The sequence below is a fragment of the Dactylosporangium sp. NPDC049525 genome, from assembly GCF_040676755.1.
Classification (GTDB): Bacteria; Actinomycetota; Actinomycetes; order Mycobacteriales; family Micromonosporaceae; genus Dactylosporangium.
The window spans coordinates 105463-129511 of sequence record NZ_JBFAPO010000031.1 but is presented as its reverse complement, the minus strand read 5'-3'; the positions used below and the strand labels follow the sequence as shown (position 1 = coordinate 129511).

Here is a 24049-nt window from a genome sequence, read left to right as displayed (position 1 = left end):
GAGGGGGCGGGGGCCGGGGGGCGTGGGCGGGCCGGGCCGGGCGGGGCCGGGCGGCGCCGCGCCGGGCCGGGCTGCGGTGGCTGCGACGGGCTGTGCCGCGTCGGCCCGCGTCGGGGCCGTGGGGGTCTGAGCGCAGTGGGCTGGGGTGGCCGGGCCGTGCCCCACCCGGCTGTGCCGGGCCGTGCCGTGCCCGTGCCGTGCCGTGCCCGTGCCGGGCCGTGCCGTGCCCGTGCCGGGCCGTGCCGTGCCCGTGCCGGGCCGTGTCGGGCAGGCTGTGCCGGGCGGGGCTCTTGCCGGGCCGCGCCCCACCGGGCTGTGCCGTGCCGCGCTGCGGTGTGCCACGCCGCACCGCTGATCCGGGCCGTGCCGGGCCGTGCCGGGCCGTGCCGCGTCCCACAGGGTTGGCCGGGCGGGGCTGTGCCAGGCGAGGCTCGTGCCGTGCCGGGCCGCGCCCCACCGTGCCCCACCGGGCTGTGCCGTGCCGCGCTGCGGTGTGCCACGCCGCACCGCTGATCCGGGCCGTGCCGGGCCGTGCCGCGTCCCCACAGGGTTGGCCGGGCGGGGCTGTGCCAGGCAAAACTCGTGCCGTGCCGGGCCGCGCCCCACCGCGTCCCACCGGGCTGTGCCGTGCCCCACCGGGCCGTGCTGCGCTGCGGTGTGCCGCGCCGCACCGCTGATCCGTGCCGGGCCGCGTTGGGTCGCGCCCCACCGGGCAGTGCCGGGCGGGGCTTGTGCCGTGCCGTGCCGCGCCGGGCTGTGCCCCCACTGGCCTGCGCCGGGCTGTGCGGCGTCTGTGTCCGCGTCCGAGCTGCGCCGAGCCGGGCCGGGCTGTGCTGGGCGGGGCTCGTGCCGTGCTGGGCCGCGTCCCACCGGGCTGTGCCCCACTGGCCTGCGCCAGGCTGTGCCGCGTCCGCGCTGCGCCGAGCAGCGCCGAGCTGTGCCGGGTCGAGCTGTGCCGGGCTGCCCGTCGCCGTGCTGCGCTGCGGTGTGCCGCGCGGGCTGCGCTGTGCCGGGGCCGGGCGTGCAGCGCCGAACTGTGCCGTACTGCGCCGGCTGGGCGCTGTGCTGCGGTGGTTGGTCTGAGTTGTGCAGGGCCGCGGTGGGCATTGGCTTGGTCGTGCTGGGTTGAGCTTGGACGGCGGGAGCCGCTCGACTTTCGTGCTTGTCGGGGTCTCCGTCGCGCGAGGTGTCTGGCGTCGCCGCGGGCTGTGTGGTCCGGGCTGCAGGCTGGCTTCTGTGACAGGCAGTCTGTGACGGGCACCGGGGGCGGTCGCCTCGACAAATAGTAGACATTTCGGTGTCTGGATCCCGAAATGTCTACCCTTTGGCCGAGATCAAATCAGTGAGCACCTCGTGGGCCAGCCGCGGCGCCGACGTGGTGGGTGGGGCGGGTGCTGCGGGCTCGACGTGAGCGGTCCGGAGCGCGTGCTGGAGTTCGACGTGCCGCGGTGGCATGGGCGCAGAGCGCGACTTTGATCAGCGGGTGTTGACGTTGGGAGAGGGGGATCGGCAGGGTGGTCTTGAGGGTTTGAGGTCGAGTCGGGGCGGAGCTGGGCGGCGGTGTTGGCGGCGTTCGTTCCGATCTGGGCGCTCACCCTCGTCGGCTACGTCGCCGGGCGGACCGGGGTCCTCGGGTTCGGGGCGGTCGACGTGCTCGGGCGGTTCGTCTTCTATGTGGCGATGCCGGCCGCGCTGCTCGACACGCTGACCCGCCAGCCGATCACCGGCCTCGCGGGTGAGGGGGTCGCCGCGTTCGTGGGGGCCACCGTGCTCGTGGGTGCGGTCGGGTTCGGTGCGGCGCGGTGGGTGTTCCGGCGGCCGCTGGGGGAGCAGACCATCGCTGCCATGGCCGCGGGGTATGTCAACGCCGGCAATCTTGGCATTCCGGTGGCGGTGCAGGTGCTTGGCGACGCGTCGTTCATCGCGGTGGTGCTGCTCATCCAGACGACGATCCTGACGCCGGTGATTCTCGGCACACTCGACCTGGCGCGGCAGGAGCTTCCCAAGGGGCGCTGGCGGCGGCTGGGCACGGTGCCGTTGCGCAGTCCGGTCATGCTGGCGTGTCTCGCCGGGGTGGGGCTCGGCGCCGCGGGAATACACCTGCCGCCACTGCTGGCGGGGGTGGTCGCGCTGCTGGGCGACGCTGCCGTGCCTTCGGCGCTCGTGGCGCTGGGGTTGTCGCTGGTACGCACCGACGCCGCCGACCAGGTGCCCGCACGGCCGGTGGAGGTCGCGCTGTCGGTGCTGCTCAAGTCGTGCGTGCAGCCGGTCGTGTGCTTCCTGCTGGCCAGGTTCGTCTTCGGGTTGCACGGCGGCGCCCTGTTCGCCGCGGTGTTGAGCTCGGCGCTGCCGACGGCGCAGAACACGTTTGTCTTCGCCCGCGCGTACGGGGTCGACGGCCGCTTTCCCCGCGACGCCGTCGTCGCCTCCACCGCGGTGTCGATGGTGACACTGACCGTGGTGGCGGCGCTGCTGGGATGAAGCTGCCGGGATGAACGCTGCCGGCATGAAAGGGGATAGTTGGTCGGGTGGATGCCGCAGCGATCGCCGCACTTGCCGAGCCGCAGCGCCGGGCCGTGTACGAGCACGTCGCCGCCGCGGGTGCGCCGGTGAGCCGCAACGCGGTCGCGGACGCGCTGTCGATCGGGCGCACCCTCGCCGCGCACCACCTGGACAGGCTGGCCGAGGCCGGACTGGTCGAGGTGTCGTTCGCGCGGGTCAACGGGCGCAGCGGCCCCGGCTCCGGCCGCCCATCGAAGCTGTACCGCCGGACCGCCGCCGAGCACGAGCTGAGCCTGCCGCCGCGGGACTACCGCACCCTGGCCACGGTGTTCGCCGACGCCGTCGAGGAGGCGGGGGTGGAGCCGGCGCTGTTCGCGGCCGCCCGCCGGCACGGCGCCCGCCTCAAGCACGACAGCCACGACAGCGACGACAGCCACGACAGCGACGACAGCGACGACAGCGACGACAGCGACGTCGAGGAGCTGCTGCGCGACCTGGGGTACGAGCCGTACGAGGACGGCGCCGTGTGGCGGCTGCGGAACTGCCCGTTCGACGGCGTGGCGCGCACCCACGCGGCGCTCGTCTGCGGGGCCAACCTTGCCCTCCTGGAAGGGGCCCTGGGCGCCCGGGTCCGGATCGACCCCCGTCCGGACGGCTGTTGTGTGACCGTTCAGCGGAGCGGCACGGGTACCAAAAACAATGGGGACTAGTTTTAGAATGCTGGCATGACCTTCCACCTCGCACAACTGAACGTCGGACGGACCGTCGGGCCGAAGGAAGACCCCCGCATGGCCGGCTTCTACGGCGACCTGGACCGGATCAACACGCTCGCCGACGGATGGCCCGGCTTCGTCTGGCGGCTCGTCGCCGAGGGCGGCGCGGACGCGACGTCGCTACGGCCGTTCGGCGACGACCTGATCGTCAACCTGTCGGTGTGGGAGAGCCTCGAGTCGCTGCGCGACTTCACGTTCCGCAGCGGTCACCTCGACGTGCTGCGACGGCGCCGTGAGTGGTTCGTGCCACTCGGCGACGTGTACGCCGTCAACTGGTGGATCCGGGCGGGGCACATCCCGACCGTCGAGGAGGCGGGCAAGCGCCTGGACCTGCTGCGCCGCAACGGATCGTCACCCGAGGCCTTCACGTTCCGCGACCCCTTCCCCGCAGCCTGAGCCCAGGTCGGACCGGTACCCTCGACAGCATGCCCACCAACGCTGACCGTCGCGTCGCCCTGCTCACCCTCGGCTGCGCCCGCAACGAGGTGGACTCCGAGGAGCTGGCGGCCCGCCTCGCGGCCGGCGGCTGGGCGGTCACCACCGACGGCACGGACGCGGACGTGGTCGTCGTCAACACCTGCGGCTTCGTCGCCAAGGCCAAGCAGGACTCGATCGACACGCTGCTGGCCGCCGCCGACACGGGCGCCAAGGTCGTCGCGACCGGCTGCCTCGCCGAGCGCTACGGCGAGCAGCTGGCCGGCGAGCTGCCCGAGGCGCACGCGGTGCTCGGCTTCGACCACTACCCGGACATGGCGGCGCGCCTCGACGCGATCCTCGCCGGCGAGACGATCCCGTCGCACGCGCCCCGCGACCGGCGCACCCTGCTCCCGCTCACCCCCGTGGCCCGCCGCGAGGCGGTCGACGTGGTCGTGCCCGGCCACCTCCCGGCGCACCTGCGCGGCGTGATGCGCCAGCGGCTCGATCAGGGCCCGGTGGCGCCGCTCAAGCTGGCCAGCGGCTGCGACCGCCGGTGCACGTTCTGCGCGATCCCGTCGTTCCGGGGCGCGTTCGTGTCTAGGACCCCCGACGAGATCCTCGCCGAGGCGGAGTGGCTCGCGTCGACCGGCGTCCGCGAGCTGGTGCTGGTGAGTGAGAACTCGACGTCCTACGGCAAGGACCTCGGCGACCCGCGCCTGCTGGAGCGCCTCCTGCCGCAGCTCGCCGCGGTCGGCGGCATCGTCCGCGTGCGGGTGTCCTACCTGCAGCCCGCCGAGACCCGCCCCGGCCTGGTCGAGGCGATCGCCACCACGCCCGGCGTCGCGCCGTACTTCGACCTGTCGTTCCAGCACTCCAGCGAGCCCGTGCTGCGGCGGATGCGGCGCTTCGGCTCGACCGAGCGGTTCCTGGAGCTGCTCGCCTCGGTCCGCAAGCTCGACCCGGACGCCGGTGCCCGCAGCAACGTGATCGTCGGCTTCCCCGGCGAGACCCGCGAGGACGTCGACGAGCTCGCCCGGTTCCTCACCGAGGCCCGCCTCGACGCCGTCGGCGTGTTCGACTACAGCGACGAGGACGGCACCGAGGCCGCCGACCTGCCCGACAAGGTGTCCGAGAGCGACATCAAGAAGCGGTACGACTGGATGAGCGCCCTAGCCGAGGAGCTGTGCGCGCAGCGGGCGTCCGACCGGATCGGCTCGCACGTCGACGTGCTCGTCGACGACATCCTCGACGACGCGGTCGAGGGCCGCGCCGCGCACCAGGCGCCCGAGGTCGACGGCTCCACCACCCTGGTCGCCGGGGACGCGCTCGACCCGTTCGCGCTGCGCCGCGGCGACCTCGTCCGGGCCAAGGTCGTCGACAGCGTCGGCGTCGACCTGGTCGCCGTGCCGATCGAGATGATCAGTCCGGCGGACTCATGACGGTCTTGAAGCCCGTCCCACTGCTCAACGCGGCCAACGTCCTGACCGTGGTGCGGATGGTGCTCGTCCCCGTCTTCGTCGTCTTCGTCGTCGCCGGCCGGATGACCGAGACCGGCTGGCAGCTCGCGGCCGGCCTCACCTTCGTCGTCGCGTCCGCGACCGACTACGTCGACGGGTGGATCGCGCGGACCCACAACCTCGTAACCTCGTTCGGCAAGGTCGCCGACCCGATCGCCGACAAGGCCCTCACCGGGGCGGCGCTGGTGATGCTGTCGCTGTATGACCGGCTGCCCTGGTGGGTGACCGTCCTCATCCTCGTGCGCGAGTGGGGGGTCACCGCCCTGCGCTTCTGGGTCCTGCGCCACGGCGTCATCCCCGCCAGCCGGGGCGGGAAGGCGAAGACGGCGCTGCAGATCCTGGCGATCGGCTGGTACCTGACACCGCTGCCCGACTGGCTCGCGGCTGTCGGCCCGTGGCTGATGGCGGGCGCCCTCATAGTGACAGTTATCACTGGACTGGACTACGTGGTGCGGGCGTACCGCGTCCGCCGCGACTCCCTGCGCCGCCGGGCCGGCCGCACGGGCGGTCCCGGCGGCGCCGCGGGCGGGGGTGCCGGCGGCCCGGACGGCTTCGGGGACGCGGCACGCTCGTCCGGCGGGCCGGGTGGCATCCAGGGCCCGCTGCTCAGCGCACCCGCCGCGGCACCCGCCGTCGTCCCCACTGCCGACGAGCCGGTCGCATGACCTCGGCGGCCGACATCCTTGCCCTGCTCCAGGAGCGGGGCGAGACGCTTGCCGTGGCCGAGTCGCTGACCGGTGGGCTGCTCGCCGCCGAGTTCGTCGCCGTGCCCGGAGCCAGCGCCGTGTTCCGTGGTGGCGTCGTCGCATATGCGACCGAGTTGAAGGCCAGCCTGCTGGGCGTACCGCCGCCGCTGCTGCATTCGCACGGGCCCGTGGATCCGTCCGTCGCCGCCGCGCTCGCGGCCGGGGCGCGGGAACGCTGCGGTGCCGACTGGGCCGCCGCCACCACCGGTGTCGCGGGCCCCGATCCGCAGGGTGGCCAGCCCGTCGGCAGGGTCTACGTCGCCGTCGCCGGCCCCATGCCCGAGCATGCCGTCGTCCGCGAGCTCACCCTTCAGGGTGACCGCCCCGCGGTGCGCTCCGGCGCCGTCGACGCGGCCGTCGCGCTCCTCGCGGAGGCGCTCGCGATCACCATCACCTCGCGATAACGGCGGGGCAGGGTGTCGATCGGCGCCGCACCAGGTACCGTGGCGGGTACCAGTTTTCGCGGGCAAGCCATTCGCGGACTGCCTCAGAGGGGGTGCCAAGGTGCTGCTTCGTCGAGTGATCGGTGACGCGCTACGCGCGCGGCGGCAGGCCCAGCACCGGACCCTGCGCGAGGTGTCGACCGCCGCCAACGTCAGTCTCGGCTATCTGTCCGAGATCGAGCGCGGGCAGAAGGAGGCGTCCAGCGAGCTGCTGGCCGCCATCTGCGAGGCGCTCGGAGCCGCGTTGTCCGAGGTGCTGCGCGATGTGAGCGACACACTCGCCCACGCCGAGGATCTGCCACGCGTGCTCGTCCCAGTCGGTGCGCCCGAGTCCGGATCGTCGTCCGAGGCGGCTCCCGTGCCCGAGCAGGCTCCTGCCGCGCCGGCCTCCGCGGAGGCCCGGCTCAGCCGCGGCACGCCGAAGGCCAAGGTCGGCGTGGACGCGAAGCTGTCGGTCGCGGTGCGCCACGACGGCCCGCTCCGCACGACGCTGCGCGCCACCCGCAATCCACGGGAAGTCGTCTACGCCGCCTGACCCTGGCGGTTCCCGCTCGTCCGGGGTACGGGCGGGCGGCACGCTGGTGTTCGCAAACAGGCACAAATGCGACACGAGGCCCGTAGAACGCGCCTGCCACACTAGGTCCACGCCAGCTGGCGTGATCAACCTCGTGGAGGCGACCCGTGACCTTCCCGGCCCGGCGGCGCAACCCCCTGCCGATCGTCATCGCGATCGTGGTGGGCCTGCTCGCGATCTGCGGTGTCTACCTGGTGCTCGTCAACCGTGACGGCGACAGCGGCACCGGCGCCAAGGACGGGCCGGCGCCGCGGCGTGAAGGGTGCATCCCCCTCGCGATCAGCGCGTCCAGCGAGAAGGCCGCGCTGCTCAGCCAGCTCGCCGACGAGTACATCAGGGCCGACCGGCGCTTCGACGGCAAGTGCGCCGACCCGGCGGTGCGGTCGAAGGCGTCCGGGGCGGCCCTCGACGCGCTCGCCGCCGGGTGGGACGCCGGCAAGGACGGCCCGGTGCCGCAGGTGTGGACACCCGCGTCGTCGTCGTGGGTCGCGCTGCTGCAGCAGCGGCTGTCCAGCACGGACAAAGGCAACCTCGTACCAGAGGGAAAGATCCCGACGGTGGCGCAGTCGCCGCTCGTCCTCGCCATGCCGAAGCCCATGGCCGAGGCGCTCGGCTGGCCGGACAAGCCGATCGGCTGGTCGGACGTGCTGGGGCTGACCAGCGACCCGCAGGGGTGGGGCTCCAAGGGCCACCCGGAGTGGGGCAAGTTCAAGCTCGGCAAGACCAACCCGCACTTCTCGACCTCCGGGTTGAACGCCACCGTCGGCGCGTACTTCGCGGCGACCGGCCGCTCGACGGACCTGACCGAGAAGGACCTCGCCGACCCGAAGGTGCTGCAGTACGTGCGGTCGGTCGAGTCCGGCGTGGTGCACTACGGCGACATCTCGCTGACGTTCCTGTCGAACCTCGCCGCCGCCGACCAGGCCGGGCGCGGGCTCAACTACATCAGCGCGGTCGCGATCGAGGAGAAGTCCGTCTACGACTACAACCAGGGCAACCCGACCGGTGACCCGGCCCTGGTGGGCAAGGGGCCGAAGCCGCGGGTGCCGCTGGTCGCGGTGTACCCGAAAGAGGGCACGCTGCTGTCGGACCACCCGTACGTCGTGCTGAGCAACGCCAGCGACGAGCAGAAGGCCGCCGCCGCCGACTTCCTCAAATACGTGCAGGAGCCGGCGCGGCAGCAGCAGTTCACGGACGCGGCGTTCCGCACGTACGAGGGCAAGGTCGGCGCCGGGCTGACGAAGGCCAACGGGCTGCTGCCGGACGCGGCGTTCACCGTGATCGACCCGCCCGCGCCGAACGTGCTGGACAAGGCGCTCACGACCTGGGACTCGCAGCGCAAGCGGGCCAGGGTGCTGCTGGTGCTGGACGTGTCCGGCTCGATGGTCAACAGCGCCGGCAACGGCCGGTCCCGGCTGGACCTGGCGAAGGCCGCGGCGCTGCAGTCGTTGTCGCTGTTCGCGCCGGACGACGAGGTCGGGCTGTGGACGTTCTCGACCGAGATCAACGGGTCGGCCACGCCGTACACGTCGCAGGTGGAACTCGGCGCGCTGTCGGCGAACCGGGCCAGGATCGAGCAGGTCATCAAGGGGTTGAGTGCCGACGGCGGGACCGCCCTGTACGCCACCACCCGCGCGGCACAACAGAAGCTCGCGGACTCGGCGGACCCGTCCAGGATCAACGCCGTGGTGGTGCTGACCGACGGCAAGAACGAGTACGCGAAGGACAACAACCTCGACGCGCTGGTGCGGGACATCGACACCGCCGAGAAGGAGATCCCGGTGCGCGTGTTCACCATCGCGTACGGCGGCCAGGCCGACCTCGGCGTGCTGCAGAAGATCTCGGCGGCGTCGCGGGCCGCGGCGTATGACGCGAGCGACCCGACCACGATCGACAAGGTGCTCGTCAACGTCCTCAGCAACTTCTGATCCCGTCCGGGAGAAGGCAGACTGGCGGTGTGGGTGTGAGGGAGCAGCTGACCGAGCCATGGGGGCTGGTCGCCGCCGGCCTGCTCGGCGGCCTGGGCGCCGCGGTCGCCGCCGCCCTCGCTCCAGCCGGCCTGCTCGTCGGGGTGCCGGTCGGGCTGGCCGTCGCCGGCACCGTGTACAGCATCCGGGTCGGGCTCGGCGCATTGAGTGATCGCACCCCCGCACGCCCGGCAACCGACCTCCCGGCACCGGCCCGGGGTGGCGACGCGGACCGGTGGCTGCGGCGGGCCGAGGCGGCCGTGCGTGCCCTGCACCGCCAGCCCGTCGATGCCGTCGTGCGGGCACAGCTCGCCGGGGTCGACGACCAGGCCGGCGAGGTGCTCGGGGACCTGGCGCGGTTCGCCGGCCAGGTCACGCTGATCGAGCAGACCTCGACGGGCATCAACATCGGCCGGCTCCAGCAGGACCGGGTCCAGCTCCAGCGCGGGCTGCACGGCCTGCCGCCGGGACCGCTGCGGGCGGAGCGGGAGCGGGCCCTGCGCGCCGTGACCGACCAGCTCGACGTCGCCCGGCGGCTGCACGACGCCCGCGAGATGCTGCTGGCCCGGATGCAGGCGGCGGTGCTCGGCCTGGAGGGGCTCGTCGCGCGGACGGCGGAGCTGCTCGCGCTGCACGCCACCTCCGACGGCGGCGTCTCATTGACGGCGGCCAAGGTGGCCGAACTCACCAGCGACCTCGAGGGCATGCGCGACGGACTGGCCGAGGCGGAGCGGCTGTCGCGTTCGACGCTCGCGGGCGGGCAGGTGCAGTAGTGCGCATCCCTGAGATCACCCTGAGTCGCGCGAGGTTTATCCCGGTTTGGCCGGTTTCTTCTACCGTTTGCACACACGCTGGGCGTGACGCTCTAGCGCTCGCCTGACACGATGGAAGCCGCACGTACGTAGTGCTGGCGCAGAGAGGACCGCGAGATGGCGAATCCCGCCGTTAAGGGCTGGAAGTACCTGATGGCGCTCTTCGGCGCCAAGATCGACGAGCACGCCGATCCCAAGGTGCAGATCCAGCAGGCGATCGAGGACGCGCAGCGTCAGCACCAGGCCCTGGTGCAGCAGGCCGCGGCCGTGATCGGCAACCAGCGGCAGCTCGAGATGCGGCTGTCGCGGCAGATGGGCGAGGTCGAGAAGCTGCAGGGCTCCGCCCGGCAGGCGCTCCTGCTCGCCGACAAGTCCCGCGCCGAGGGCAACGAGGCGAAGGCCGCCGAATACGAGCAGACCGCACAGATCTTCGCCACCCAGCTGGTCGCGGCCGAGCAGGGCATGGAAGACATGAAGACGCTGCACGACCAGTCCCTCAACGCCGCCGCGCAGGCGCGCAGGGCGGTCGAGAACAACGCGATGCTGCTGCAGCAGCGCCTCGCCGAGCGCACCAAGCTGCTCAGCCAGCTCGAGCAGGCCAAGATGCAGGAGACCGTCGCCAAATCCCTGGAGTCGATGAGCGGCCTCGCCGCCCCCGGCAACACGCCGTCGCTGGACGAGGTCCGCGAGAAGATCGAGCGCCGCTACGCCAACGCGATGGGCCGCGCCGAGCTCGCGTCCAACTCCGTCGAGGGCCGGATGCTGGAGGTCCAGCGCACTACCCTCGACATGGCCGGCAGCTCCCGCCTCGACCAGATCCGCGCGAGCATGGCCGGCGAGCAGCTCGCCGCCGCGCCGGGAACGCCCGCCGCGACGTCGGCGGCGGCCTCGACCGGGCCCAAGGACGCGAGCGTGGCCCGCCTCGACGAGATCCGGGCCGGGCTGCTGAACAAGGACAAGCAAGCGGGAGACGCGGCCAGCGCGAGCTGACGTTTCACTTCAGGGGGAGAGCAGGTCATGGCGTCGGAGCGGACGAAGCATCTGAAGCGACTGCGGCGGCTGCACCGCTCCGCCCGCGGCTGGTCCGTGCGGGCCGGCCTGCTGACCGGCGCCACGGCCGTGCTCGTGCCGTACAGCGGCCTCGGGCTGCCCGACGCGTTCTGGGCGGCGGGCGCCGGCGGCTCCATCGCCATCGCGATCTGGCGGTGGGTCGACCTGCGGGCCTTCCGGGCACTGCCCGTCCCGCCCGAGCCCGACCCGGCCGTCCTGGGCGCCCAGGCCAAGGAGAAGCTCGTCGGCATCGTCGCCCGCATGCCCGCGGGGCGCACCGCGATCGCCGAGTTCGGCCGGCAGCGCGACTCGTTCAAGCTGCGCGGCCTCACCGTCGCCGAGCCGTGGCGGCGCCTCGACCGGGCCTCGACCATGCTCAGCGGCCTGGTCGGCCGGCTCGGCCCGCACGCGGAGGCCGCCGTGCTCGACGCCACCGTGGCCGAGCAGTCCCTGCGCGACCTCGCGCAGCGCACCGCCTCGGTCGAGCGGGCGATGGGGCTCGGCACGGCCGGCGAGTCGCTGCGGCCCGCGCACGCCGTCCTCGCCGCGCAGCTCGAGCAGGGCGTGGCGGCCTATGAGCAGTTCGTCACCGCGGCGGCCGGTTGTGTCGCCGAGGACAGCGCCACGATCGGCAACCTCGCCGACGCCACCGCGTTCCTGAAGGGCGTCGCCGAGGCGCTGTCGGACCTGCGGACCACGACCCCGCGCCCCAGCCCTGCCTGACGTTTTGCCCCGCTATTCGTTCGGCAGTAGGTAGCGCCAGCTTGCCCGGACGACGTCGCCGCCGGTGGTCTTGTACGCGGGCCACGCACCGCGCTGATCCAGGTCGCGGGTCAGGGTCCGCACCACGGCCCGGGCGGCGTCACCGGACAGGTCCGCCTTCCGCAGCCCGCCCCGGTCCGGCGCCGGCAGCGTGACGTCCTGCGGCCACGGGTTCACGGTGGCCGGCTCGCCGTCGACCGGCATCGCGACCAGCCGGACCCGGTCCGCCAGATACGGCTGGGCGGTCGCCGACACCGTCTTGTGCACCGCGGCGAGGCGGTCCCGGGCGTCGTAGAGCACGTCGGCGTAGACGTGCTCGGACTTGAGCTCGTCGAGCCCCTCGGCGGTGAACGCGAGCACCCCCGTCGGCGACCACACGGTCACCTTCGTCACCGGCGCGTCGGCGATCGGCGAGGCGGCGGTGCGCTGCTTCTGCGCGTCGCTGGAGCGCAGGTCGGCGAGAAGCCCGGCGGAGAGGCTCTGCAACTGGTCGGGGTCCAGGCGGGACCGGTACGCAGCGTCGGCGATCGCGTCGCCGTCACCGAAGACCACGAGGCGGGGCGCGCGCAGGGCAAGCATCGCCGTGCCGACGAGCCCGCCGGTCAGCTCCCAGACGGCGAGCGGCGTGCCGTCCGGCGGTCGCATCGTCGGGGCGTCGGTCGGGGCGGCGAGCGGGGTCCCGTCGCAGCCGCCGAGCGCGGATGCCAGGAGCGCCGCCGCCGAGCCGAGGAAGAGGCCCCGCCGGGTCAGCCGGTGATCCACCGGTACAACACCACACCCAGCGTCACGCCCAAGACCCTACCGCGTGCCCGCAATGATCAGTGCGCGGGCGTAAACCTCACGACAACCGGCTCCCAGAGCGCGGGTGCGGCGACCGGTGACCAGTCCACCTGCGACGTGTGCGGCTGCCGGCAGGCCGGTTCCGTGACCTGCGCGTCTCGCCGTAGGTGACCCCGGCGGCCGGGCCGGCTTGGACGGGCTATGGGCCAGGTGGCGCAGGGACAACCGGCTGGCAGTGCGGGCACCAGTAGGTGATCCGGTCATGATCACCGCCGGTCCAGCGTTCGATCGTGGTCCCGCACCGGCGGCATTGCCTGCCCGCCCGCTCGAACACCCAGTTCGTCTCGCCGCGGCGCAGCGACCCGGTCGTCGTCTGCGTCCAGCGGCCCCGGTTGGAGTTGAGCAGCCGGTGCGCGAGGTCCACCATCGCCGGCAGGTCCGGCACCGCGCCGGCCTCGGTCCACGGGTTGACCCCGCGCAGGAACAGGACCTCGGCCTTGTACAGGTTGCCGATCCCGGCGAGGTTGCGCTGGTCGAGCAGGGCATCGGCGATGGGCCGGTCGGGCCGGGCGGCGAGCCGCGTGACCGCCTCGGCCGGGTCCCAGCCGTCGCCCATCAGGTCCGGCCCGAGATGCCCGATCAGCCGGTGCTCCTCGGCGGTCGGCACGATCGCCAGCTCGTGCAGGTGGAAGCCGACCGCGACGGACGCCGGGGCGTGCAGCGCGACCCGGATCAGGTGCGCGGGCCGGCCGGTCCACCGCTCGCCCGGCTTGTACGTGCGCCACGCCCCGTCCATCCGCAGATGTGAGTGGAGCGTCATCGCGCGGTCCGGCTCCCGGGTCAGGCGCAGCAGCAGGTGCTTGCCGTAGCTGGCGGATTGCGCCACCAGCCAGCCGGACAGGTCCACGGTCGCCAGCTTGGGCACGCGGAAGTCGCTGCGCGTGAGGACCTGGCCTTCGATCGCGTCGGCGAGCACACGGGCGGTGTTCCAGACGGTGTCGCCTTCGGGCACCACCCCATCTTGCCCCGCCGGCGGCTGCCTGAAGACAACGACGGGGCGGCCGCTTTCATGGCAGCAGCGGCGCTACCTCCGCGGCGATCAGCTCCAGGTGTTCCAGGTCCCGGAAGTCGAGCACCTGCAGGAACGCCCGCGACGCGCCGGCCTTCACGAAGTCGGCCAGTTGTTCCGCCACTCGCGCCGGGGTGCCGTACAGCTGCCCACCGGATGCCGGCGGCCCGTTCGGGTCGAGTCCCACCGACTCCGCCCGCCGCCGGACCTCGGCGTCGTTCGCGCCGCACACGATCGTCTGCGCGAACGAGAACACGATCGGCGCCCGCCCGTCGCGCCCCTCGGTCTCGATCGCGGCGACGACGCGGTCATAGGACGTGGTGGTGTCGGCGAGGGAGGAGAACGGCACGTTGAACTCGTCGGCGTACCGCGCCGCCAGCCGGGGCGTCCGCTTGAGCCCCTTGCCACCGATGATGATCGGCGGCCCGGGCTGCTGCACCGGCTTCGGCAGCGCCGGCGAGTCGACCAGGTCGTAATAGCGCCCTTCAAAACTGAACGTGGCACCCAGCGGCGTCGACCACAGCCCGGTCAGGATCTCCAGCTGCTCCTCGAGCCGGCCGAACCGCTCGGCGACCGGCGGGAACGGGATCCCGTACGCCGAGTGCTCCCGCTCGAACCAGCCGGTGCCCAGCCCGAGCTCGACCCGGCCGCCGCTCATCGCGTCGACCTGCGCGACCGCGACCGCGAGCGGCCCCGGATACCGGAACGTCGCCGACGACACCAGCGTGCCGAGCCGGATCGTGGACGTCTCCCGCGCGAGCGCGCCGAGCGTCACCCACGAGTCGGTCGGCCCGGGCGGCCCGCCGGCCGCCGCCACGTAGTGGTCGGAGCGGAAGAAACCCTCGAAGCCGAGCCGCTCGGCCCGCTGCGCGAAGGCGAGCTGGTCCTCGTATGTGGCGCCAAGCTGGGGTTCGATGAAGACTGCTAGCCGCATGGGCCGACACTATCCCGGTGGACCAGCGCTGGATCTCCTTCACCACCGACTACGGGCTCGAGGACGGGTTCGTCGCCGCCTGCCACGGCGTGATCGCCCGCCTGGCCCCCGAGGCGCGGGTGATCGACGTGACCCATCTCGTGCCGCCCGGCGACGTCACCCGCGGCGCGTACGTGCTGGCGCAGACCGTCCCGTCGCTGCCGCGCGGCGTGCACCTCGCCGTCGTCGACCCGGGTGTCGGCACCGCCCGCCGGCCGATCGCGATCGAGGCGGCCGACGGCGGGTTTCTCGTCGGCCCCGACAACGGCCTGCTGATCCCGGCGGCGGAGGCCCTCGGCGGCATCCGTCGCGCCGTGCACCTCACCGACGGAGCCTGGTTCGCGCCGGACGTGTCGCGCACGTTCCATGGCCGCGACATCTTCGCCCCGGTGGCCGCCCGCCTCGCCCAAGGCGCCGACCTGGCGTCCGCGGGAAGTGCAACCGCGGCCTTGGTACGACTTCCGCCACCGCACCTGGAGCGGACGCCGGACGGTGTGACGGCGGAGGTGCTCACCGTCGACCGCTTCGGCAACCTGCAGCTCGCCGCCCCGGCCGGCACGCTGCCCTTGCCTGGTGGCGCGCCGCTCTTGCCTGGTGGCGCGCCGCTCTTGCCTGGTGGCACGCCGCTCTTGTCGGGTGGCACGCCGCTCTTATTGGGCGGCACCGTGACGGTCAACGGCCGTCCCGCGACGATCGGCGGCACGTTCGGCGACGCCGCGCCCGGCGGCCTCGTGGTGTTCACCGACTCCGCCGGGTACCTCGCCGTCGCCGTCAACGGCGGCAGCGCCGCGACCCTCCTGGACACCCGTGCCGGCGACCACGTGACGATCCGTGTTCATTGATGTGCTTACAGTGTTCGTGAGTGACGGAGGGTGATGTTCCGGCATATGATCCGAGCCGGGCGGGAATGCCCAAGCGGATCACACGTGGCGGAGAGTGGACATGTCAGGCGCCGACTGGATGAAGCCCAAGCCCGACGAGACCCACGAGCCGGTCGACCTGCAGACGGACCGTCCGCACCCTGCCCGGGTCTATGACTTCCTGTTGGGCGGCAAGGACAACTTCCCCGCCGACCGGGGCGCGGCCGAGGCCGGCCTGCGCGCGAACCCCAACAGCCGCATCCCCCCTCGGGAGAACCGGGCCTTCCTCCGCCGCACCGTGGAGTATCTGGCCGGCGAGGTGGGCATCCGGCAGTTCCTCGACATCGGCACCGGCATCCCGACGTCACCCAACGTGCACGAGGTCGCCCAGGCCATCAATCCTGAGGCCCGGATCGTCTACGTCGACAACGACCCGATCGTCCTCGCCCACGCCCGCGCCCTGCTCACCAGCAAGCCCGAGGGCCGCACCGAATACATCGACGCCGACCTGCGCGACGTCCGGCGCATCCTCGACTCGCCGCAGCTGCGCGAGGTCATCGACTTCGACCAGCCGGTGGCGCTGCTGCTGATCGCGATCCTGCACTTCGTGGGGGACGCCGACGAGCCGTATGCGATCGTCCAGGAGCTCGTCGACGCCCTGCCCGCCGGCAGCTACCTGGCACTGTCGCACCTGACCGGCGACTTCGACCCGGTCGCCTGGGAGCACGTCGCCGCGATCTACGCCCGGCAGGGCGTGACGATGCAGGTCCGCCCGCACGCCGACATCGCCCGGTTCTTCACCGGCCTGGAGCTCGTCGAGCCCGGCCTGCCCCTGGTCACGAAGTGGCGGCCGGACGCGCAGGTGTCACCCGACGTCACCGACACCCAGGTCTCCGTCTACGGAGGCGTCGCCAAGAAGGCCTGACCCTCCGCCGGCGTCTCTGGTCCTCTGCTGGCGTCTCTGACCCTCCGCTGGTGTCTCTGACCCTCTGCCGGCGTATCTGGTCCTCTGCCGGCGTATCTGGTCCTCTGGCGGCGCCTCTGACCCTCTGCCGGCATCTCCGCGGCCCTCTGTCGGCATCCTCGGTCTTCCGCTGGCGTCCTTGGTCCTCCGCTGTGGGCGGGTCGCCGACGGGCTGGTCACCGGCGGGCCGGTCCGGGCGATGACTGGTCCGGAGCAGTCATCGGCGGGCCGGTCGGCGCCGAAGCGCAGCGCGGGTGCAGGCATGACCCGCCTGCCGTCGGGCAGTGGCGTGCCGTGGTGCGCAAAGCTTCGGCGCTGGCGTTGGTGCTGCTGCTGCTCGTGGCGGCGCTGGTCGTGCCAGTGACCTGGCCAAAAGCGCTGCAGACGTTCTGCACGACCGACATCGTGCAGGCCAGGGCCGTCGCCGGGCTCGCCAACTTCTCGGCGTGGCTGCGCCGCAACGACGCGAGCGGCTTCATCGGCGAGATCGGCTGGCCCGCCGACCGCGACGCGCAACAGTGGACCGGGGTCGCCGAGGCCTGGTACTCCGCCGCCGACACGATCGGCCTGCCCGTCACGGCGTGGGCCGCCGGCACCTGGCCCGCCAACTACCCGATGGCCGTCTACCGCCCGGTCGCGCACGGCATGGACGTCGACGTCGCCGGCCCGCAGGCCAAGGTCGTCGAGCGCCACGGCAGCGCCGCCGGCTACCTGCGCGGCGTCAACCTCGCCGCCGGCTCCTTCGCCACATCCGAGGTCAACGGCGGCTTCGGCAGCGCCAACCCCGGCCGGTACGGCCACGACTACACGTACGAAACCCCGGAGAGCTACGAGTTCCTCGCCGGGCGGGGCGTGCGCCTCGTCCGCCTCGCGGTCAACTGGGAACGCCTCCAGCCGACCCCGTTCGGCCCGCTCTCCACCGCCGAGGTCGCCCGGGTCCGTGCCGCCCTCGACCACGCCCGCGCCGCCGACCTGCTCGTCGTGCTGGACCTGCACGGGTACGGCGAGTTCGCCCTCGGCGGCGGCCCGCACCAGCAGACCCTGCTGCGCCTCGGCGGCCCCGGCCTGCCGACGACCGCGCTCGCCGACTTCTGGCGCCGGATGGCTGTCGTCGCCGACAACCCCGCCGTCATCGGCCTCGGTCTGCTCAACGAACCGACCCGCCTCGCCGCCGACGGCCGCGCCGGCGCCCTGCTCTGGGAACGCGCCGCCCAGCAGTCCGTCGACGCGATCCGCGCCACCGGCGACCGCCGCGCCCTGCTCGTCAGCGGCTACGTCCCAATGGGCCCACCGTCCTGGGGCCTCATGCACCCGCGCGCCTGGATCCAGGATCCGCTGCACCATTCCGCCTACGAGTCGCACGCCTACTTCGACCACGACGGCAGCGGCCACTACTGGCAGTCCTACGACGACGAACTCCGCGACGTCACCTGGCCCCACCCCGCTCTCTGCCAGCGGTTGACCCCGATGACCCGCCAGGTGCTTCAATGGTGACGATGATCGACGTGCGCGCCGCGCTACCTCGCGACCTGCCCGCCGCCGTCGAGGTCTGGCAAGCGGCGAACACAGCCCGCGGCCTACCCCCGACCCCGCCGCGCCTGGCCCGCATCCGCGAGAAACTCACCGACCCCGACGCCACCGTCCTGGTAGCCACCCTGCCAGCCACACCCGCCCGTGCGCCCGCCACGTCGGCTGCTGCGCCCGACGCGGTGGCTGCTGTGCCCGTCACGTCGGCTGACGTGCCCAGCGCGGTGGCTGGTGTGCGCGTCACATCGGCTGGTGTGCCCGGCGCGCCGGTTGCTGTGCCCGCCAGTCGACCCGCCACGTCGGCAGGTGCGCCTGGCGTGCCGGTTGCTGTGCCCGCCGGTCTGCCTGCCACGTCGGCTGGGGTGCCTGTTCCGTCAGGCGGCGTGCCCGGCGTGCCGTCAGCCGCCGTGCCCGGCGTGGTGGCTGGTGGCTCCGAGGCCGTGGTCGGTGAGGGCAGGGTCGTGGTCGGCATGGCCTTGGTCGAGCCGGGCCGCGCGGATGACGGCGCCGGCGAGCTCATCCCCGGCTACGGGCATGTGTCGATGGTGTTCGTGCATCCCTCCCACTGGTCGAACGGCTACGGCCGGCATCTCCTCCGCGCGGTCCACGCCCTCGGCTGGACCCGCACGACGCTGTGGACCCGCGAGTCCAACAGCCGCGCCCAGCGCCTCTACGCCGCCGCCGGCTACACCCCGACCGGCCGCTCCGCCCGCCTCCACGACGGCGACGCGATCATCCAGCTCGAACACCTCGCCGAGCCCCCATCCGCCGGGTGACCGCTGTCCTAGTGGGGTCCTTCCCATGTCCAGTGCGGCATCCGGACGTCGGCCGGCACCTGGGAACCCAGCGGTGAGTACTGCATGACGTCGCCCGCCGCCCAGGTCATGTAGTCGCGCAGCGCACCCCGGAACGCCGGGTCGGCGGGCAGCCCGGCGTCGTCGCAGGCGAGCACGAAGCAGCGCACGAACCGCTCCCCGAGGTCGTCGTCGGCGCCCTGCCGCGCGTGCAGGTCGAGCATCCCGAAGTGCGTGCCGCACGTCTGCGAATACTCCGGCGGACCCCCGAACACCTCGGCCAGATACGTTCCGAGCCGCTGGACGTGCTCAGGATGCTGGCCCGGATGCGAGAACGGATGATTGAGCACCGGGTCCGCGAGGCACCGCTCGTGCAGCGCCGCCGCCAACGCCTGGAACGCCGGTGCGCCGCCGGCGTATTCAAACAACGACACCTGTCCCTCGCCTGTCGACCGGGTCACCGTGCCGCCTCCCTCCGCTGTCCTCGTGATCGTTGCCGTGCCTCAGCCCCGCAGGCGGAGCCCCTTCGGTGTGGTCCTGAACCCTGCCGCCGACAACGCCTCGCCGAGCGCCGACGTGTGGATGGACTCGCCGTCGGCGCGCTCGACCGACATCGCACCGAGCGCACCGCCGTGGACCGCGTCCGCGAGCGCCTTCGCGGCGAGCGCGAGCAGGTCGGTGTCCTCGACATACGACAACAGCGTCCGCCCGCCGCGCTCCACGTAGATGACGAGGTCGCCACCGACCGTGACGACGAGCGCACCTGCCTTGCGTCCGGGCCGGTGCCCGGAACGCTCGCCGTCGCCGGCGTCGACCACGCGTTCAGGCCAGGGCAGCGCCGCACCATACGGATTGGCGGGATCGGTGGCGGCAAGCACGAGTGCGTCCCTGGTGTCGGTGCCGCCCCTGAGCCGGTCGACCGCACCCGGCAACGCGAACTGCGCCGCGCCCAACCCCTCGACGAAATACCCCCGCCGGGCGGCACCTCGCTCCTCCATCGCGGCGAGCACCGGATACACGCCTGCGAACGCCCCCGGCAGGTCCTCGGCCATCACCGCCCCGCGCGTGACGACCCCGTGCCGGTCGAGGAGCAGTTCGGCGTTGGCCGTCGCCCGGCGGGTCGGGTCGAGGTCCCGGTCGGGCAGCCGATGCCAGCGCCCCGCCCCGGTCGGCGGCCCGGTCCGGCCCACCGCGAGCGACGCCCGCGCCGCGGCGACCCCGGCCCGCCGATACCGCGACCGCGGCGCCGCCGGCTTGGCCCGGTGTGCCCCGCCACCGCCGAGCTTCGCCCGCAGCGGACCGAGCGTGTCGTTGGACAGCAGCCCCGCCCACACCAGGTCCCACACCGCGTCGAGGAGCTCCGCCTCGCTCACGAAGACCGGCCCCGCCAGCGGCGAACCGGGCACACCGGCGTGCAGCGACGCCTCGACCCCTCGCAGCGTGCCACTGATCGAGCCCTCGCCCGGTGCCGCCTTCGCCCTGCGCAGCCTGGCCAGCGGCATGGGTGGCGGCACGACCTCGCCCGCCTCCACCCGTCCCGCCGCAGTCGCCGTGACATCGCTCCCCGCCCCGGCCACGCCCGCGCCGGCAGGGTCTGACCCGCCCGAGGCTGCGCCGCTCGGCGGGCCAGCTGCCTCGGCGCGGGCGGGACGGTCGAGGGTCCGACGCCCGCGGGTGGTCCTGGACGCGGCGGTGTCGCCGGCCGGCTGCCCGAGGACCGGAGCGCCCGGCGTCAGCTGCTCGGCGGGTGGAGGCGGCGGGGTCGAGGCGAGGATGTCGTTGACGCGCTCCGCCAACGTGCGCAGGAACAAGGCCTGCCCGCCGGCGAGCGCGGTGAGGATCGCGGCGTGGACGGGGCCGCCGACGTCGGCCGGGGCGGGCAGGAGCAGCGGGGCGGTGTCGGCGAAGGCGAGGCTGATCCAGCCGTCATGCTCGCCGATGGCGCCGCCGCCGGACCAGAGCAGGTCGCCCGAGGCGCACAGCTCGTCGAGATAGGCGGGGGTGTAGTCGGCGACGCGGGCGGGCAGGATCAGCCGCTCCAGCGCGGAGGCCGGCATCGGGATGCCCTGCAGCTGCTCGATTGCCGCGGCGACGGCGTCGATGCCCCTGGCCCGGGACGAGCCGATCTGATGCCACTGGGGCAGGAACCTGGCCAGGGCGCGGGGCGGCACGGGCTCGATCTCGCGGCGCAGCGCGGCCAGGGACCGGCGGCGCAGCAGCCGCAGGATCTCCGTGTCGCACCACTCGGTGCCGGCGCCGCCGGGGGTGAACTCGCCGGACACCATCGACGGCAGCCGGCGCAGGGCCTGCTCGAGGACGAAGACCCCGAGGCCGAAGCGGGCCGCGCTGGTCGTCGCGCTGAACGGGGCGTGCGTGCGGCCATAGCGGGTGACGAGGTCGCCGAGCGGGTCTGCGACCGGCTCGAGATATGCGGTGGGCAGGCCGACGGGCAGGGCCACGCCGAGGGCGTCGCGGAAGCGGGCGGCGTCCTCGACCGCGATCCAGCGGGGCTCGCCGGCGACGCGGACCTGGATGGCACGGCGCTGAGCGGCGAGCTCGACGGCCCAGGCGGGGTCGGCGCCGCGGGCGGTGAGCTCGGCGTCGGACAGGTCGCCCAGGACGCGGAGCATCTCGGCGACGTCTTCGGCGTCGCGTGGGGTGCGCTGGTCGCCGAGCCACTGCAGGGTCCGCTCGGTCTCGGTGACGACCTCGGGGTCGAGCAACTCGCGCAGCTCGACCCGGCCGAGGAGCTCGGCGAGCAGCGTCGGGTCGAGCGCGAGGGCGGCGGCCCGGCGCTCGGCGAGCGGGGAGTCGCCCTCATACAGGAACGCGCCGACGTAGCCGAACAGCAGCGACCGTGCGAACGGTGACGGCCGCGGCGTCTCGACCTCGACGAGGCGGAGCTTGCGGCCGGCGATGTCGCGCATCACGCCGACGAGACCGGCGACGTCGAACACGTCCTGCAGGCACTCGCGGGCGGCCTCGAGCGTGATCGGGAAGTCGGCGTAGTCCCGGGCGACGTCGAGCAGCTGGGCGGAGCGCTGCCGTTGCTGCCACAGCGGCTGGCGGCGGCGCGGGTCGCGGCGGGGCAGCAGCAGGGCGCGGGCGGCGCACTCGCGGAAGCGGGCGGCGAACATCGCCGACGTGCCGACGGTCTCCTCGACGATCCCGGCGATCTCGTCGGGGTCGAACGCGACGAGGTCCGCGCCGGGCGGGTCGTCGGCGATGTCGGGCAGGCGCACGACGATGCCGTCGTCGCTGGGCATGACCTGGGCGTCCACGCCGTAGCGCTCGTTGAGCCGGCGGGCGATCGCGAGGGCCCACGGCGCGTTGACCCGGGCGCCGAGGACACAGTGGACGGTCATCCGCCAATCGCCCAGCTCGTCGCGGAACCGCTCGACCAGCACGGTGCGGTCGTCGGGGAGGTGGCGGGTCGCCTCGCGCTGCTCGCGCAGGTAGGCCAGGAGGTTGTCGGCGGCCCACTCGTCGAGCCCGCCGTCGCGCAGCTGCGTGCGGGCGACCTCGTCGCCGGACTTCACGAAGCCGCGCAGGCGGGCGCCGATCGCACGGCCCAGCTCGACCGGGCGGCCGGGGGAGTCGCCCTTCCAGAACGGCATCTTCGCGGCGGCGCCCGGGGCGGGGGAGACCAGGACCCGGTCGGGGGTGATGTCCTCGATGCGCCACGAGGTGGAGCCGAGCAGGAACACGTCGCCGACGCGTGACTCATAGACCATCTCCTCGTCGAGTTCGCCGACGCGGGCGGCCTTCTCGGCGCCGGCCAGGAACACGCCGAAGAGACCGCGGTCGGGGATGGTGCCGCCGCTGGTGACGGCGAGGCGCTGCGCGCCGGGGCGGGCGGTGAGCATCCCGTCGGTGCGGTCCCACACGACGCGGGGCCGCAGCTCGGCGAACGCGGTCGACGGATAGCGCCCGGCGAGCATGTCGAGCACCGCGAACAGCGCCGACTCGGGCAGGTCGGCGAAGACCGCGGTGCGGCGCACCAGCGCCGCGAGCTCGTCGACGTGCCACGGCTCCATCGCGACCATCGCGATGATCTGCTGGGCGAGGACGTCGAGCGGGTTGCGCGGATAGCGCAGCTCCTCGATGCCGCCCTGGACCATCCGCTCGGCGACGACGGCGCACGACACGAGGTCGCCGCGGTGCTTCGGGAACACCACGCCGCGGGAGACGGCGCCGACCTGGTGCCCGGCGCGGCCGACCCGCTGCAGGCCGGCGGCGACGCTCGGCGGCGCCTCGATCTGCACGACGAGGTCGACGGAGCCCATGTCGATGCCCAGCTCCAGGCTGGAGGTGGCGACGACGGCCGGCAGCTGGCCCGACTTGAGCGCCTCCTCGATGTGTTTGCGCTCCTCGCGGGAGACGCTGCCGTGGTGGGCGCGGGCCACGACGGGCGCCGCGCCGTTGGCGGTGCCGGCCTGCGCCATCATCTCGGCGGGGGTGCGTGGCGCGGTGGGCGTGGGGATGCCGGCCCGGGCCGCGGACAGCTCGTTGATCCTCGCGCAGAGCCGCTCGGCGCCGCGCCGCGAGTTGGTGAACACGATCGTGGAGCGGTGACCCTCGATCAGGTCGAGCACCCGCTCCTCCACGGCGGGCCAGATGGATGCCGTCCGGGGTGCCCCGTCGTCGTCCTGCGTGGGGTCGGTCTCGCCGAGCGCCGTCATGTCCTCGACCGGCACCTGCACCTCGACCTCGATGGTCTTGGCGCTGGGCGGCTGGACGACCTCGACGGGCGCGGCGCCGCCGAGGAACCTGGCGGTCTCGTCGATCGGGCGGACGGTCGCGGACAGCCCGATCCGCTGGGCCGGCCGCTCCAGCAGGGCGTCGAGCCGCTCCAGGGACAGCGCCAGGTGCGCGCCGCGCTTGGTCGCGCAGACCGCGTGCACCTCGTCGACGATCACCGTCTCGACGCTGCGCAGCGACTCCCTGGCCTGCGAGGTGAGCAGCAGATAGAGCGACTCCGGCGTGGTGATCAGGATGTCGGGCGGGGTCTTGGTGAACGCCCGCCGCTCGTCGGCCGGGGTGTCGCCGGTGCGCATGCCGACCCTGATGTCGGGCTGCTCCAGCCCGAGCCGCGCGGCCGCCTGCCTGATGCCGGCCAGCGGTGCCCGCAGGTTGCGCTCGACGTCGACCGCCAGGGCCTTCAGCGGGCTGACATAGAGCACCCGGCAGCGCTTCGTGGCCTCCACATCAGGGCGGGCGGCGAGCTGGTCGAGCGACCAGAGGAACGCGGCCAGGGTCTTGCCGGAGCCGGTCGGCGCGACCACGAGGGCGTGCCGGCCGGCGCTGATCGCACGCCAGGCGCCGGCCTGCGCGGCGGTTGGCGCCGCGAACGCCGCACCGAACCACTCCCGCGTCGCCGTCCCGAACCGACCCAGCTCATCCATGCCTCCATCCTGCCCCTGCGGTACGACACTTTTCCCCGACGAGCTGACTCCGCCGATAGGATTAGTCCGATTTGTACGAAAGGGGGAGTTTGGCTAAAGTGTGCCAATCCCCAA

At 73.4% G+C, this 24049-nt stretch carries 18 protein-coding genes and 4 pseudogenes; 15 read left to right on the top strand and 7 right to left on the bottom strand.

Going from position 1 to position 24049, the window contains the following annotated elements:
• Positions 1-349 (bottom strand): annotated as a pseudogene (locus AB0K00_RS35135) (hypothetical protein); the annotation flags it as partial.
• A 1211-nt stretch (positions 350-1560) separates the two neighbouring features.
• Here AB0K00_RS35135 and AB0K00_RS35130 point away from each other — a divergent pair.
• From AB0K00_RS35130 to AB0K00_RS35080, 11 genes and pseudogenes are all read left to right on the top strand, one after another.
• Entirely contained in the window at positions 1561-2481 is a 921-nt protein-coding gene (locus AB0K00_RS35130) for an AEC family transporter (protein WP_363529538.1), read from the top strand.
• A gap of 47 nt (positions 2482-2528) precedes the next feature.
• Positions 2529-3212 (top strand): helix-turn-helix domain-containing protein, encoded by a 684-nt coding sequence (locus tag AB0K00_RS35125; RefSeq protein ID WP_363529535.1) that lies wholly within the window; start codon positions 2529-2531, stop codon positions 3210-3212.
• A gap of 15 nt (positions 3213-3227) precedes the next feature.
• Positions 3228-3671, top strand: a complete 444-nt coding sequence (locus AB0K00_RS35120) for a DUF3291 domain-containing protein (RefSeq protein ID WP_363529532.1) — start codon at positions 3228-3230, stop codon at positions 3669-3671.
• Positions 3672-3700: 29 nt separating this feature from the next.
• Positions 3701-5131 carry a 30S ribosomal protein S12 methylthiotransferase RimO gene (rimO, locus tag AB0K00_RS35115; protein ID WP_363529529.1) on the top strand — a complete coding sequence of 477 codons (1431 nt, stop codon included), beginning with the start codon at positions 3701-3703 and terminating at the stop codon, positions 5129-5131.
• A pseudogene (gene pgsA, locus AB0K00_RS35110) lies at positions 5128-5688 on the top strand (CDP-diacylglycerol--glycerol-3-phosphate 3-phosphatidyltransferase); the annotation flags it as partial. The gene rimO and the pseudogene pgsA, both read left to right, overlap by 4 nt.
• 182 nt (positions 5689-5870) lie before the next feature.
• On the top strand, positions 5871-6359 hold the full coding sequence (locus tag AB0K00_RS35105; RefSeq protein ID WP_363529526.1) for a CinA family protein: 489 nt from the start codon (positions 5871-5873) through the stop codon (positions 6357-6359).
• Positions 6360-6459: 100 nt separating this feature from the next.
• Positions 6460-6933 carry a helix-turn-helix transcriptional regulator gene (locus AB0K00_RS35100; protein ID WP_363529523.1) on the top strand — a complete coding sequence of 158 codons (474 nt, stop codon included), beginning with the start codon at positions 6460-6462 and terminating at the stop codon, positions 6931-6933.
• Positions 6934-7079: 146 nt separating this feature from the next.
• Positions 7080-8900 carry an extracellular solute-binding protein gene (locus AB0K00_RS35095; RefSeq protein ID WP_363529520.1) on the top strand — a complete coding sequence of 607 codons (1821 nt, stop codon included), beginning with the start codon at positions 7080-7082 and terminating at the stop codon, positions 8898-8900.
• A 35-nt stretch (positions 8901-8935) separates the two neighbouring features.
• The gene (locus tag AB0K00_RS35090; RefSeq protein ID WP_363529517.1) at positions 8936-9712 is read left to right on the top strand and encodes a hypothetical protein; all 777 of its coding nucleotides are present in this window, start codon (positions 8936-8938) and stop codon (positions 9710-9712) included.
• Positions 9713-9868: 156 nt separating this feature from the next.
• Positions 9869-10741: a PspA/IM30 family protein gene (locus tag AB0K00_RS35085; protein ID WP_363529514.1), complete on the top strand. Its 873-nt coding sequence runs from the start codon at positions 9869-9871 to the stop codon at positions 10739-10741.
• A 27-nt stretch (positions 10742-10768) separates the two neighbouring features.
• Positions 10769-11524: a hypothetical protein gene (locus tag AB0K00_RS35080; RefSeq protein ID WP_363529511.1), complete on the top strand. Its 756-nt coding sequence runs from the start codon at positions 10769-10771 to the stop codon at positions 11522-11524.
• Positions 11525-11536: 12 nt separating this feature from the next.
• Here AB0K00_RS35080 and AB0K00_RS35075 read toward each other — a convergent pair whose 3' ends face one another.
• The 3 genes from AB0K00_RS35075 to AB0K00_RS35065 form a co-directional block, all read right to left on the bottom strand.
• The gene (locus AB0K00_RS35075; protein ID WP_363529508.1) at positions 11537-12325 is read right to left on the bottom strand and encodes a hypothetical protein; all 789 of its coding nucleotides are present in this window, start codon (positions 12323-12325) and stop codon (positions 11537-11539) included.
• A gap of 217 nt (positions 12326-12542) precedes the next feature.
• The gene (locus tag AB0K00_RS35070) at positions 12543-13355 is read right to left on the bottom strand and encodes a DNA-formamidopyrimidine glycosylase family protein (protein WP_363529505.1); all 813 of its coding nucleotides are present in this window, start codon (positions 13353-13355) and stop codon (positions 12543-12545) included.
• Positions 13356-13410: 55 nt separating this feature from the next.
• Positions 13411-14346, bottom strand: a complete 936-nt coding sequence (locus AB0K00_RS35065; protein ID WP_363529502.1) for an LLM class F420-dependent oxidoreductase — start codon at positions 14344-14346, stop codon at positions 13411-13413.
• 17 nt (positions 14347-14363) lie between these two features.
• Between AB0K00_RS35065 and AB0K00_RS35060 the strand changes: the two genes are divergently transcribed.
• The 4 genes from AB0K00_RS35060 to AB0K00_RS35045 all read left to right on the top strand — a co-directional run bounded on the left by AB0K00_RS35060 (position 14364) and on the right by AB0K00_RS35045 (position 18512).
• Positions 14364-15227: an SAM-dependent chlorinase/fluorinase gene (locus AB0K00_RS35060; RefSeq protein WP_363529499.1), complete on the top strand. Its 864-nt coding sequence runs from the start codon at positions 14364-14366 to the stop codon at positions 15225-15227.
• A gap of 100 nt (positions 15228-15327) precedes the next feature.
• Positions 15328-16170 (top strand): SAM-dependent methyltransferase, encoded by an 843-nt coding sequence (locus AB0K00_RS35055; RefSeq protein WP_363529496.1) that lies wholly within the window; start codon positions 15328-15330, stop codon positions 16168-16170.
• A gap of 336 nt (positions 16171-16506) precedes the next feature.
• Complete coding sequence (locus tag AB0K00_RS35050; RefSeq protein ID WP_363529493.1) at positions 16507-17703, top strand: cellulase family glycosylhydrolase; 1197 nt, start codon at positions 16507-16509, stop codon at positions 17701-17703.
• Positions 17697-18512, top strand: coding sequence for a GNAT family N-acetyltransferase (locus AB0K00_RS35045; protein ID WP_363529490.1), 816 nt, complete (start codon positions 17697-17699; stop codon positions 18510-18512). The genes AB0K00_RS35050 and AB0K00_RS35045 overlap by 7 nt, the downstream gene beginning before the upstream one ends.
• Positions 18513-18520: 8 nt before the next feature.
• On the opposite strand, the gene AB0K00_RS35040 is transcribed toward AB0K00_RS35045, so the two are convergent.
• From AB0K00_RS35040 to AB0K00_RS35030, 3 genes and pseudogenes are all read right to left on the bottom strand, one after another.
• Entirely contained in the window at positions 18521-18991 is a 471-nt protein-coding gene (locus tag AB0K00_RS35040) for an oxidoreductase (RefSeq protein WP_363529487.1), read from the bottom strand.
• A 42-nt stretch (positions 18992-19033) separates the two neighbouring features.
• Positions 19034-19897, bottom strand: a pseudogene (locus AB0K00_RS35035) (DEAD/DEAH box helicase); the annotation flags it as partial.
• Positions 19898-20311: 414 nt separating this feature from the next.
• Positions 20312-23935 (bottom strand): annotated as a pseudogene (locus AB0K00_RS35030) (DEAD/DEAH box helicase); the annotation flags it as partial.
• Between the last annotated feature and the right edge of the window lie 114 nt (positions 23936-24049).